Origin of the sequence: Methylobacterium sp. AMS5 (genome assembly GCF_001542815.1) — a bacterium.
Lineage (GTDB): Bacteria > Pseudomonadota > Alphaproteobacteria > Rhizobiales > Beijerinckiaceae > Methylobacterium.
Window position 1 is genome coordinate 2,588,457 of sequence record NZ_CP006992.1, and the last position, 12,491, is coordinate 2,600,947.

Below are 12,491 nucleotides of genomic sequence, written 5' to 3' on the forward strand. Positions count from 1 at the left end.
GCCCAGGAACCGATCCCGCGTGCCTGCCTTTCCCTTCACCGCCATCGTCGCTCAGGAGGAGATGAAGCGGGCCCTGCTGATCGCGGCGGTCGATCCGTCCGTCGGCGGCGTCCTCGTCTTCGGTGACCGGGGCACCGGCAAGTCCACGGCGGTGCGGGCGCTCGCGGCGCTGCTGCCGAAGATCCGCGCGGTTGCCGGCTGTCCCTATTCCTGCTCGCCCGACAGCCCGGCCGAGGCCTGCCCTCACTGCGCACGCGGACGCGGCAAGAGCCATCAGATCCCGGTGCCAGTGGTCGATCTGCCGCTCGGCGCCACCGAGGACCGGGTGGTCGGCGCGCTCGATCTGGAGCGGGCGCTCACCAAGGGGGAAAAGGCGTTCGAGCCGGGCCTGCTGGCGCGGGCCAACCGCGGCTTCCTCTACATCGACGAGGCGAACCTGCTGGAGGACCATCTCGTGGACCTCCTGCTCGACGTGGCGGCCTCGGGCGTCAACACCGTCGAGCGTGAGGGTCTTTCGCTGCGCCATCCCGCCCGCTTCGTCCTCGTCGGCAGCGGCAACCCGGAGGAGGGGGAGCTGCGTCCGCAGCTTCTCGACCGCTTCGGTCTCGCCTGCGAGGTGACGACGCCGACCGACATCGCAACCCGTATCGAGGTGGTGCGGCGGCGCGACGCCTACGAGCGCGACGGCGAGGCGTTCTGCGCCGCGCAAGGGAAGGCCGAAAAGGCGCTCCAGAAGACGATCCTCTCGGCCCGCGAGCGTCTCGGCAGTGTGAGCGTGCCCGATGCGGTTCTGGAGAACGCAGCCCGGCTCTGCCTCGCCCTCGGCACCGACGGCCTGCGCGGCGAACTCACCCTGATGCGCACCGCCCGTGCGCTTGCCGCCCTCGACGGCGACGAAACGGTCTCCGTGGCGCATCTCCGACGGGTGGCGCCGAGCGCGCTGCGTCACCGCCTGCGCCGCAACCCGCTCGACGAGTCGGGCTCCACGGCGCGCGTGGCGCGGGCCGTGGAGGAGGTTTTGGGACCGGGATAGAGGTTGGGTTGGCCGCTAGAGCATCGTCCTCGACACCGGATCCACGACGATGCTCCGATCTTTTGGTTTTGCATCATCTTTTTTACGAAGGCCGCTGACCACCTTTCGGGACAATGCTCCAAGCCGGTTCCCTCTTGCTGACTCACGGTGCCGATATGGACGGTGGTGTAGCTCTTGCGATCATCGATCTTCAGAACTGGATGTTCCGCTATCAAGATCGCTCCAGTCAGATCGGGCGCCTGTTGACGAGCTTGAATGGATTGATCTCGACATTCGAGGAGCGATCGCTGCCGATCTACGACATCGTAACGATCCATAAGCGGGACCGAAGCACTTGGTCCAAACTTATGTTGAAGTATGATTATCCTTGTCTGCTCGAAGGCACGCCGGACATCGAGGCGATCGAGGGCTACCTCGTGCCTCCCTCGGCTCAACGCGTCGTCAAGACGCAAAACAGTGCGTTCTACGGAACGGACTTCGAGGATCGGCTGCGTGCCGCGAAGATCGAGACGTTGATGTTGGCCGGTGTCTTCATCGACGGGTGCGTCGGATTGACAGCGGCCGATGCCGCTCAACGCCGTTTCAACGTCATCTGCATTGAGGATGCTGTGGGCCAGGTCGATGCTGCCTTGCGCCAGCCGCTCATGACCTGGTTGCAACAGCTCTATGAAATCGATGTGCTGTCTGCAGAAGAAGCCGTCAAACGGATCCGACAAGGAATTCCGCTTCCGCCCGATTCGACGGTGCCTTCCATGGACCCGATCTGACGCGTTCTCGTCCCGACCCGCACAGGCTGTCAGCGCATCGGGACGAGGAGCAAAGCGGGCGGGGCGGAAAGTATCAATCGTCCTGATCGATGTCCTTGTCGAGGACCGTCTTCGACTCGACCGTGGTGTCGGCCTTGAGCCGGTAGACCAGGGGGATGCCGGTGGCGATCTCGAGGCTGGCGATGGTCTTGGTGGTCATGCCGTCGAGCACCATCACCAGCGCCCGCAGCGAGTTGCCGTGGGCCGCGACCAGCACCCGCTCGCCCGACATGACGCGCGGCAGGATCGTCTCGATGTAGTAGGGCAGCACCCGCGCGGCGGTGTCCTTGAGGCTCTCGCCGCCGGGCGGGGGCACATCGTAGGAGCGACGCCACTCGTGGACCTGTGCGTCGCCCCAGCGCTCGCGGGCATCGTCCTTGTTGAGGCCGGAGAGGTCACCGTAGTCGCGCTCGTTCAGCGCTTCGTTGCGGATCGTCTCCAGGCCAGCCTGACCCATCTCCTCGAGGATCAGCGAGCAGGTGTTCTGGGCGCGCCGCAGGTTCGAGGTAAAGGCCACGTCGAACTGCGTGCCCTGGCTCTTGAGCCAGCGCCCGGCCCGGCGCGCCTCGAGGATCCCGAGCTCCGTCAGCTCCGGGTCGCGCCAGCCGGTGAACAGCTTCTTCAGGTTCCATTCGCTCTGGCCATGCCGAGCGAGGACGAGCAGGCGCTCCATGGGACGGGTCTCTCCGGAGAAGGATAGGGCGAGGCCGCCGCACGGCGCCTCGCGATCTTGGGCGGGCCTCTACCAGAGGCGGCGGCGCCTCCCAAGCCTGAGCCTGACGTTCCGTTGGATTCGTTATTCGGATGTCAGTCTAGTCGCGAAGCCCCAGCACGTCGTCCATGCCGTAGAGGCCCGGCGGCTTGTCGAAGGCCCATTGCGCCGCCCGCACGGCGCCGCGGGCGAAGATGGCCCGGTCCTCGGCGTGGTGCGAGAGGGTGATCCGCTCCGAGGGGCCGGCGAAGATGACGCTGTGGTCGCCGACCACCGAGCCGCCACGCAGGGTGGCGAAGCCGATATCACCGGGCCGCCGCGCCCCGGTATGGCCGTCGCGGGTCGAGACGCGGGTCTCGGCCAGGGCGACATTCCGGCCCTCCGCCGCCGCCTCGCCGAGCAGCAGCGCCGTGCCGGAGGGCGCATCGACCTTCATCCGGTGGTGCATCTCCAGCACCTCGATGTCGAATTCGTGGCCCAGCGTCGCGGCGACCTTGCGCACGAGGCCCGCCAGCAGGTTGACGCCGAGCGACATGTTGCCCGAACGCACGACGCGGGCATGGTAGCTCGCCGCCTTCAGCCGCGTCAGGTCGTCCTCGGAAAGCCCCGTGGTGCCGACGACATGGACGATGCGGGCCTGCGCGGCGAGTTCGGCGAAGGCCACCGTCGCGGCCGGCGCGGTGAAGTCCAGCACCCCGTCTGCCGCCACGAACAGCGACAGGGGGTCGTCGCTCACCGGCACGCCGAGTTCGCCGATCCCGGCCAAGCGCCCGGCATCCTGGCCCAGGGCGGCGGAGCCGGGGCGCTCGATGGCGCCGTGCAGCGTGCAGCCCTCGGCCTCCGCGACCGCCCGGATCAGCATCCGCCCCATGCGCCCTTCGGCGCCCACAACGACGAGCTTCATGATGATCGACTCTTCGCTCCGATGAATGGCCGGCTCACCCAGCGCTCATAGCGCGGATGGCGGCCGTTGACTGTCTATACCCGATGCGAGGCGATCAGCGGCCCGAGCACGTCCGACACGCCGCTGACGGTGATCTGCGTGCCGACACAAAGCAGCAGGAAGGCCGAGAGACGCCCGAGAACCCGTGCCCGCACCGATCCGATCAGGGTCACGACCCGGTCCGCCGAGCCGTAGGCGAGACGGATCACCCCGGCGATGGCCAGCGCCGCCAGGGAGGCGCCGAGGAAGAAGCCGGCGAGTTCGCCGGGCTCGGAGGGGCGGTTGGCGCCGAGCGCGATGGCGACGGCGATGGTGCCGGGCCCGGTGGTGAAGGGCAGGGTGAGCGGGAAGAACGCGACCTCGGCAAGATTCTCGCCGGTCTCCGGCTCGGCCTCGGCATGCTTGCGGGCCTCCCGCGCCTCGGGGGCGGTGAGCATGGTCCAGGCGAAGGCCGCCACGAACAGGCCGCCGGCGATACGCAGGGCCGCCAGCGACACGCCGAAGAAATTGAGGATCGGGGCGCCGGCCCAGAGGGCGGCGAGTATGACGAGCGCGGCGTAGAAGCCGATCCGCCGCGCCAGCTCCGACCGCTCGGCATGCGAACGTTCGGAGGTGATCTGCGCGAACATCAGCGCCGAGCCGACCGGGTTCACGATCGAGAACAGGCTGGACAGCGCGAGCAGGAAGCTCGTCAGCACGGTTTCGAAGCCAAAGGATGGCAGCATGCTCGCTCGCGGCGACAGGGAGGAACCGCGCCGGCTTTAGCCCGGCTGTCCGGCGGGCACCAGCACCCGCGCCGGCACGCGGCTTTCCAGCCGGCGCACCTGCCGCACGGCGATCGGCCGATAGAGCTGCTTGGTCGCATCCACGACATGCAGGCCGGCGAACGGCATGGCGAGGCCGGTGCCGAACCGCTCCCAGGCCGCGGCGGTGCGGAGCCAGAACCGGCTGCGGATCGGCGGCATGTAGAGCGTCTCGGCCCAGCCCTCCGGCGAGAACAGCGTGTCGCGCATCAGCCGCGAGAGCTGCGAGCGGCTGTAGGGTTGGCCGTGGCCGAAGGGCGTCGCGTCGCGCCGCGCCCAGACGCCGGTGCGGTTGGGCACGACGAGGATCAGGCGTCCGCCGGGTGTCAGCACCCGCCACACTTCGGCGAGCAGCTCGCTCGGGCTTTCCACCGCTTCGAGGCCGTGGACGAGGATGACGCGATCGACCGCGGCCTCGGGCAGGGGCAGCATGGTGAGATCGGCGAGCGCCGTCACCGAGCGCCCGCTGGAGGGCCAGTTCACGACGCCCTGCGTCGCCGGCATGAAGGCCAGCGTCCGCTCCGCGATGACGTGGACGGGGCCGAGATAGGGCGTAACGTAGCCGAGCCCGAGCACGCGCAGCCCCGAGACGGAGCCGAGGAAGCCGTGGATCGTCCGGCCGACGACACGGTGCGTGACGACGCCGAGCGGGCTGGCGTAGAAAGCGCGCAGGTCCGTGACGTCGAGGCGCATCGGATGGGGTGCCGGCACGGCCGGTTGTCCTCCGCAGGGCTGATGCGGCATCAATGGGGATCGCGGAGGCGTCGGGCAAGCGTGGCTACGCGTCCGATCCCGGAACCGTCACCGCGATGCAACGGTTCCCCGCCCGGGCTTGCATCGCGCGTCCCGGCGCCGGTCACGCCCGGCGGCCCTTTCCCCGTGACCGTCCGGGTGGAAAAGTCAGTTTTCGCGAAAGGTCTTCGATGACGAGAGCGGCCCCCGAAATCCGCACCTTCCTGTGCCGGAGCGACAATATCGGCGTGCTGATCCGCGATCCCGCCAGCGGCGCCTGCGCCGCCATCGACGTGCCCGAGGCCGCGCCCGTGCTTGCCGCCCTCGACGCGGAGGGCTGGCAACTCACCGACATTCTCGTCACCCACCGCCACGGCGACCACATCGAGGGGATTCCCGAGGTGGTGGAGCGCACCGGCGCGCGGGTGACCGTGCCGGAGAAGGCGCGCGGGGCGGTGCCGGGCGCCGCCCGCACGGTCAAGGAGGGCGACACGGTGACGGTCGGCGGTCTCACCGCCGCGGTCTGGGAGACGCCGGGGCATTGCGCCGACCACGTGACCTACCATTTCGCCGATGCCGGCGTCGTGTTCTCAGGCGACACCCTGTTCACCCTCGGCTGCGGCCGGGTGATGGAGGCCGAGCCCGAAACGCTCTGGCGCTCCCTCAGCCGCTTCCTCGACCTGCCCGACGCGACCGCGGTCTACAGTGGTCACGATTACGTTCTCTCCAACGGCCGCTTCGCGCTGGCGGCCGATCCGGACAACGCCGACCTGAAGGAGCGCGTGGCCGAGGCCGAGCGGCTTGCCGAGCAGGGCGGCTTCCTGATTCCGTCGACCATCGGCCAGGAGAAGGCGACGAACCCGTTCCTGCGCGTGGGCCAGCCGGCCCTCGCCCGCTCGGCGGGGCTCGAGCCGGGCTCCGACCCGGCGGCGGTGTTCACCGCTCTGCGGGCTTGGAAGAACCGCTTCTAAAGCGCATTCCGACGAAGTGGCCACCGGTTCGTCGAAAGAACGCGCGTGAAAACAGAGACCGAGAGACGCCGGCCTGATGCAATGGGGTCGGATACGGCTCCAGGAAGCGGGCAAGGGGGTGGCGCGCGACGACGGCTCCAGGCCTAAGCCTGCGAAGGCCGGCATTGGCGACTGAGGCCAGCAACAAACCAAGGTGATCGCTTTCGAGCGATGGCCCCGGTGGCCGGCGGCCGCTCTCTTGACCGCGCCGCCCCTGCTCCGCCAGACCTTGCCTTCGAGCCTCCGGCATGTGATCGAAACCCACGGTTTGCGCATCGCAACACGACCCGCTCGTCCGCGTATCCTCGGCGAAAGGCCGGTTCCCTTGCCCACCCTGTTCCGTTTCCTTGCCACGATCGCGATCCTCGCGGGCCTCGTCTTCGCCGGCATGTTCGCACTGGCGACCTTCGTCGAGCCGACGCCGCGGGAGATCAGCGTCACCATTCCCCCATCGAAGCTCCAGCCGGGCGGGCGATGAGCGCGGACGGTTCCGCGCTCCCAGGCGGAGCGGAGGATCCGGGTCAGCTCTTTCTCGACATGCTCGCCGCCGAACGCGGTGCGGCGGCCAACACCCTGGCCGCCTATCGGCGCGATCTCGACGACTACCTCGGCTACCTCGCGCAAGGCAGGATCGACCCGGAGGCGGCGCAGGCCGATCAGGTCCGTGCCTACATCGCCTCCCTGGAGCCGCGCGGATTGAAGGCGTCTTCGGCTGCCCGGCGCCTTTCCTGCATCCGCGGCTTCCACCGCTTCCTCTACGCGGAGGGCTATTCCGAAACCGATCCGACTGCGCCGGTTGCGGCCCCCCGGCGCGCCAAGGGCCTGCCGAAGGTCCTGTCGGTGGCGGAGGTCGATCGCCTGCTCGCGACGGCGCGCGCGCGTGTCGAGGCGGCGGGCGACGACCGGGCAGAGGCCCGTTCGGCCGCGCGGATGCTCTGCCTGCTCGAACTCCTCTACGCCACGGGCTTGCGCGTTTCGGAACTCGTGGCCCTGCCGCGCTCAGCCGCGGCCACCCGCGAGCGCTACCTCGTGGTCAAGGGCAAGGGCGGGCGCGAGCGCCTCGTGCCGCTCACGGACCTCGCCCGCGAAGCGATGCGCACCCACGTCGCGCACCTGACCGCCGAGGGGGCCTGGCTATTTCCCGCCGAGAGCGAGAGCGGCCATCTCACCCGGCAAGCCTTCGCCCGCGACCTCAAGACCGCCGCCGCCGCGGCCGGCCTGCGGCCCGACCGGGTCAGCCCGCACGTTCTGCGCCACGCCTTCGCCAGCCACCTGCTCCAGAACGGCGCGGATCTGCGCATCGTGCAGGAATTGCTGGGACATGCCGACATCTCGACGACGCAGATCTACACCCACGTCCTCGATGAACGTTTAAAAGGCATGGTGCGCGATCTTCACCCACTCAACGATCAGGGCGATCAGATCGACGCGTGCAATGTTTCCCCTGACGAACCGTATTGAAGCATACGTTGTTCGTTTGTCGGTCGATACGGCAACGGAATTTCATAAATCGCTGCAGCAAGTGTTTAGCGATGCTGTTGACTTCAAAATCGTTCCTGGATCATTTCTGAGGCCACGACGATGCAGGGGAGGCGGCGCAGCGGTCTAGACGGGCCGCTGCCAAAGACACGATGCGCCTCGATCTCCCGACGCTCTTTCTGATGACGGTCGCCGTCACCTTCATGGTGGGCGTGCTGTTCCTGTTGTCCTGGAGCCAGACCCGCCGCGAGCGTGCGCTGGCGGTCTGGGGCATCGCGCATCTCGTCGGCAGTGCCGCGTCGCTGATGCTGGCTCTGCGCGGCCAAATCCCGGACAGCCTGTCCATCGGCCTCGCGAACGCAATGATGATCGGCGGCTACGGGTTGATCTGGAGCGGCGTGCGGGCCTTCGAGGGCCGCTCGCTGCGGCTCGGCTGGGCCGTGGGCGGCGGGGCGATCTGGATCGCGGCCTGCCTGATCCCCCCCTTCTTCGAGTCGCTCGCCGCCCGCATCAGCGTCGCCTCGACGCTCGCCGGGCTCTACTGCGCCTCCGGCGCGCTGACGATCTGGCAGGGCCGCGACGAGCCCTTGGTCTCCCGCTACCCGGCGCTGGTGCTGCTTGCCATCTATGCCGGCCTCTACTGGATCCGCGTGCCGCTGGCGTTCACCATGCCGATACCGGCTTCGGTCGCGATCGCCTCGCCGTGGTTCGCCATTCTCTGCTTTACCGGAACGCTGTTCTCGGTCGCGATCGCCTTCGTGTTCATGGCGCTGACGAAGGAACGGGCCGAGCGTGAGCAGCGGCTGGCGGCCGAGACCGATTCGCTCACGGGCATCGCCAACCGCCGCGCGCTGGTCGCGGGCGCCGAGCGGCACCTCGCCGCCGCACCGGCTGCCCTGCTCCTGTTCGACCTCGACCACTTCAAGGCGATCAACGACCGCTACGGCCATAGCGTCGGCGACGCGGTGCTGGCCGCTTTCTGCCATGTCGCCGACCCTTTGCTGCCGCCCGGGGCGGTGTTCGGGCGGATGGGAGGCGAGGAGTTCGCGTGCCTGCTGCCGCGGCTCGACGATTGGGCGGCCATGCGCGTCGCCGAGGACGTCCGGGCCGCGGTCGCCCGCTTCGCTCACCCGGATTATCCGGAGCTGGCGGTTCGCGTGAGCATCGGTGTGGCGGCCGAAAGCCAGATCGGCGGCAGCCTGGATTACCTGCTGCGCCGGGCCGACGACGCCCTCTACCAGGCCAAGCACGCGGGACGCGACCGGGTGGTCGCCGCCGGCGAGGATCGCCTTCCCTTCGCCGAGGCGGCGGACCCGAGCCTCGGCCTTCGCGTCAACGCGGGCCGGCGGAGCCGGACGCGGTCGCCGTGACCGCCGTCCACACCGATCTGCCTGGCGCCGATCGATCCCGGACCGTGCTCCATCGACGGCGCGCCCCTTCGTGAGGCATCGTCCCGCCCCGTGAGCGAGGGCGGTGGGAATCGCCCCGGGGAGACGGTGACGATGCGGCGGCTGGCTCGGTGGATGGTCCGCGGTGCCGCAGCCTGGGCCGTCGTCCTCGGCGCGCCGGCCAGCGCCTTGGAGCCGGTCGAGAGCCGGATCGAGGCGCTGCTCGCCCGGATGACGCTGGAGGAGAAGGCGGGCCAGCTCAACCTGATCTCGCATGAGCCGATCCTCGACCTCGATGCTTTCCGCCGCGGCGAGGTCGGGGCGGTCATCAACTTCAACAATGCCGGTCTCGTGGCGCAGGCCGACCGGCTCGCCCGCTCCGCGCGGCTCGGGATCCCGCTGCTCGTCGGCCTCGACATCGTCCACGGCTACCGCACCATCTTCCCCCTGCCGCTCGCCATGGCCGCGAGCTTCGATGCCGGTCTCGTGCGCCGCGCCGCCGCCGCCCAGGCACGCGAGTCGGCAGCGATCGGCCTCAACTGGACCTTCTCGCCGATGGCGGATGTCGCCCGCGATCTGCGCTGGGGCCGGGTGGTCGAGGGCTTGGGCGAAGATCCGTGGCTGACGGGGCGGCTCACCGCCGCGCAGGTCGAGGGTTTTCGCGATGGCGGGCTCGCGAGCACGCTCAAGCACTTCGCGGGCTACAGTGCGGTGCTGGGTGGGCGCGACTACGACGCGACCTTCGTGGCACCCACCGAATTGCACGACCTCCACCTGCCCCCGTTCCGCGATGGCATCCGGGCCGGCGCCGATGCGGTGATGACGGCTTTGACCGCCCTGAACGGCCTGCCCACCACCGCCGACCCGGCGCTGATGACGGGCCTGCTGCGGCGGCAGATGGCATTTTCCGGCCTCGTCGTGGCCGATTGGCAGGCGATCGCCAGTCTCACGAAGCACGGCATTGCCCGCGATGGCGCGGAGGCCGCGCGCAAGGCGCTGGCGGCGGGCGTCGACATGGACATGACGAGCGGGTTGTTTCTCCGCCACCTGCCTGATGAGGTGCGCGCCGGGCGCGTTCCCGAAACGGCGGTCGATGAAGCGGTGCGCCGGGTGCTGCGGCTCAAGTTCGGGCTCGGCCTGTTCGACCGCCCCGTGGTCGATCCGGACGGCGCGGAGGCGAAACTGCTGCGCCCCGAGACCCGGCGGCTCGCCCGCGAGGCGGCGCGGGCGAGCCTCGTGCTGCTGCAGAATCGCGAGGATCTGCTGCCGATCGATCCGGCCAGGGTGCGCCGCATCGCCGTCGTCGGTCCCTTCGCCGATTCCGCCTGGGATCAGGTCGGGCCGCATGAGGGCACGGGGCAGGAATGGGACGCGGTGACGATCCTTGCGGGCCTGCGTGAGCGGGCCGCCGCGTCCGGTGTCGCGATCGATTTCGCGCCGGGCTGCCCGCGCGTCTGCGACAGCCGCGCGGGCTTTGCCGCCGCGGTCGAGGCGGCGGCAGGGGCCGATCTCGTCGTGGCGGTGATGGGCGAGCCGCGGGACCGTTCGGGCGAAGGCTCGTCGAGCGCCACCCTCACTTGGCCCGGCCTGCAGCATGATCTGCTCGCGGCGGTCGCCGAGGCCGGCAAGCCGGTCGCGCTCGTCGTGGTCGGCGGGCGCCCGACCGAACTCGGGGATGCGTTAGGACAGGCGCAGGCGGCGCTGATGGCGTGGCTCCCGGGCACCGAGGGCGGGCCGGCTGTGGCCGAGACGCTGTTCGGTGACGCCAACCCATCGGGCCGGCTGCCGGTCTCCTGGCCGCGTAAGGTCGGGCAATTGCCGCTGTCTTACGACACGCTGCCGGGCGGGCGCCCGCATGTCCCCGGCTCACGCTGGACCATGGGCTATGCCGACGAGTCGCCACTGCCGCTGTTCCCGTTCGGCTACGGCCTCTCCTACACGCGCTTCGCCTATGGCGAGCCGGAGATCGTAGCGCCGCATGTCGGCGTCGGGGACCGCTACGACGCGATGCTGGAGGTGCGCGCCTCCGTCACCAACTATGGGACGCGTCCGGGCCGGGCGGTGGCGCAGCTCTATGTCGGCCAACCGGTGGCGAGCCGCAGTCGGCCGAGGCGCTTGCTGAAGGGCGTCGCGCTCCTCGACCTCGCCTCGGGCGAGACCGGAGTCGCGAGCTTCCGCGTGCCGGCGCGCGACCTTGGCTACCACGAGCCGGACGGCACGCTGGTGGTGGAGGCCGGCACCTACCTCGCCCATGTCGGCGGGGACGCGATCGCCACCCGCAGTGCCGGCTTCGCTGTCGAGACCGGTTGGCGCGGGCCGCCGGGCAGCGACGAGGCGCGGCGCTGACGCGGTTCAGCCGAAGGTCTTGCGCGGATCGAACGCGTCGCGCACCGCCTCGCCCGCGAAGACGAGCAGGCTCAGCATCGTCGCCACCACGAAGAAGCCCGTCAGCCCGAGCCAGGGCGCGTTGATGTTGTCCTTGCCCTGCGCCAGCAACTCGCCGAGCGAGGGGGAGCCCGGCGGCAGGCCGAAGCCGAGATAGTCGAGCGAGGTCAGGGTCGTGACCGAGCCGTTCAGGATGAACGGCAGGAAGGTCAGCGTCGCCACCATGGCGTTGGGCAGGAGGTGCCGCGTCATGATGCGCACGTTCGACAGGCCGAGCGCGCGAGCCGCTCGCACGTATTCGAAGTTGCGTGCGCGCAGGAATTCGGCGCGCACCACGCCGACCAGAGCCGTCCACGAGAACAGCGTCAGGATGCCGAGCAGGGTGAAGAAGCTCGGCACGAGGAAGGCCGACATGATGATGATGAGGTAGAGCGTCGGGATCGCGCCCCAGATCTCGATGATCCGCTGGAAGATCAGGTCGGTCCAGCCGCCGAAATAGCCCTGCACCGCCCCCGCGATCACGCCGATGACGGACGAGACGCCGGCGAGCACGAGGCCGAACAGGATCGAGATGCGGAAGCCGTAGATGACGCGCGCCAGCACGTCCCGCGTCGCGTTGTCGGTGCCGAGCCAGTGCCACTCGATGTCACGGCAGCCGAGTTCGCGCCCCTGCGCCTTCACGCCCGCCCGCTCGGCGACCGGGCGGCACTCGGCATCGCTCAGCATCCAGGTGGGCGGCGAGGGGGCCGGGGTCGGCAGGTCCCGCATGAAGGTGTTGTCGGCATACGGAATCGGCGGCCAGAGCACCCAGCCGTTCTCTTCGATCTCCTTGCGCGTCTCGGGCGCCCGGTAATCGGTCTGGGCCAGGAAGCCGCCGAACTTCTCGTCCGGGTAATCGACCAGGACGGGGAACAGCCACTCGCCCTTGTACTGCATGACGATCGGGCGATCGTTGGCAATGAGTTCGGCAAACAGGCTCAGCACGAACAGGACGGTGAAGATCACCGCCGACCAATAGCCGCGCCGGTTGGCCCGAAAGTTCGCGAGCCGCCGCCGGTTGAGCGGCGAGAGTCCGCGGCGTGTGGCGGTCGGCAGGACTCGCATCTGCGGCGCGTTGCCCGGTGCGGTGACGGGCACCGCATCGCGTTCGGGTCGCAGGTGCTCGTTCATCGGCTCCAACCCTCACACTCGGGCGGCCGA

12 protein-coding genes are annotated in these 12,491 nt (G+C 69.5%); 7 read left to right on the top strand and 5 right to left on the bottom strand.

The features are described from left to right. Positions 1 to 19: 19 nt before the first annotated feature. Together bchI and Y590_RS11515 are read left to right on the top strand one after the other, a co-directional pair. The gene (gene bchI, locus Y590_RS11510) at positions 20 to 1,033 is read left to right on the top strand and encodes a magnesium chelatase ATPase subunit I (RefSeq protein ID WP_060769956.1); all 1,014 of its coding nucleotides are present in this window, start codon (positions 20 to 22) and stop codon (positions 1,031 to 1,033) included. Positions 1,034 to 1,188: 155 nt separating this feature from the next. Continuing rightward, the gene (locus Y590_RS11515) at positions 1,189 to 1,800 is read left to right on the top strand and encodes a cysteine hydrolase family protein (RefSeq protein WP_210172761.1); all 612 of its coding nucleotides are present in this window, start codon (positions 1,189 to 1,191) and stop codon (positions 1,798 to 1,800) included. Positions 1,801 to 1,873: 73 nt separating this feature from the next. On the opposite strand, the gene Y590_RS11520 is transcribed toward Y590_RS11515, so the two are convergent. From Y590_RS11520 to Y590_RS11535, 4 genes are all read right to left on the bottom strand, one after another. Continuing rightward, positions 1,874 to 2,512, bottom strand: a complete 639-nt coding sequence (locus tag Y590_RS11520; protein ID WP_060769958.1) for a 2,3-bisphosphoglycerate-dependent phosphoglycerate mutase — start codon at positions 2,510 to 2,512, stop codon at positions 1,874 to 1,876. Between the two features lie 139 nt (positions 2,513 to 2,651). Beyond that, a complete protein-coding gene (gene dapB, locus Y590_RS11525; protein WP_060769959.1) occupies positions 2,652 to 3,455 on the bottom strand; it encodes a 4-hydroxy-tetrahydrodipicolinate reductase in 804 nt (267 codons plus the stop codon). Between the two features lie 74 nt (positions 3,456 to 3,529). Beyond that, positions 3,530 to 4,219, bottom strand: a complete 690-nt coding sequence (locus Y590_RS11530; RefSeq protein WP_060769960.1) for a MarC family protein — start codon at positions 4,217 to 4,219, stop codon at positions 3,530 to 3,532. A gap of 36 nt (positions 4,220 to 4,255) precedes the next feature. Beyond that, positions 4,256 to 4,990 (bottom strand): class I SAM-dependent methyltransferase, encoded by a 735-nt coding sequence (locus Y590_RS11535; RefSeq protein ID WP_056192650.1) that lies wholly within the window; start codon positions 4,988 to 4,990, stop codon positions 4,256 to 4,258. A 230-nt stretch (positions 4,991 to 5,220) separates the two neighbouring features. Here Y590_RS11535 and gloB point away from each other — a divergent pair, with 230 nt between their 5' ends. The 5 genes from gloB to Y590_RS11560 all read left to right on the top strand — a co-directional run bounded on the left by gloB (position 5,221) and on the right by Y590_RS11560 (position 11,252). Continuing rightward, complete coding sequence (gene gloB / locus Y590_RS11540) at positions 5,221 to 6,000, top strand: hydroxyacylglutathione hydrolase (protein ID WP_060769961.1); 780 nt, start codon at positions 5,221 to 5,223, stop codon at positions 5,998 to 6,000. A 364-nt stretch (positions 6,001 to 6,364) separates the two neighbouring features. Continuing rightward, on the top strand, positions 6,365 to 6,517 hold the full coding sequence (locus tag Y590_RS11545; protein WP_012253924.1) for a hypothetical protein: 153 nt from the start codon (positions 6,365 to 6,367) through the stop codon (positions 6,515 to 6,517). Next, the gene (locus Y590_RS11550) at positions 6,514 to 7,500 is read left to right on the top strand and encodes a site-specific tyrosine recombinase XerD (protein ID WP_060769962.1); all 987 of its coding nucleotides are present in this window, start codon (positions 6,514 to 6,516) and stop codon (positions 7,498 to 7,500) included. The genes Y590_RS11545 and Y590_RS11550 overlap by 4 nt, the downstream gene beginning before the upstream one ends. 170 nt (positions 7,501 to 7,670) lie before the next feature. Next, entirely contained in the window at positions 7,671 to 8,888 is a 1,218-nt protein-coding gene (locus Y590_RS11555; RefSeq protein ID WP_060769963.1) for a GGDEF domain-containing protein, read from the top strand. Between the two features lie 132 nt (positions 8,889 to 9,020). After that, positions 9,021 to 11,252, top strand: a complete 2,232-nt coding sequence (locus Y590_RS11560) for a glycoside hydrolase family 3 N-terminal domain-containing protein (protein ID WP_060769964.1) — start codon at positions 9,021 to 9,023, stop codon at positions 11,250 to 11,252. Between the two features lie 6 nt (positions 11,253 to 11,258). Here Y590_RS11560 and Y590_RS11565 read toward each other — a convergent pair whose 3' ends face one another. Beyond that, positions 11,259 to 12,461, bottom strand: a complete 1,203-nt coding sequence (locus Y590_RS11565) for an ABC transporter permease (protein WP_060769965.1) — start codon at positions 12,459 to 12,461, stop codon at positions 11,259 to 11,261. Positions 12,462 to 12,491: the final 30 nt, after the last annotated feature.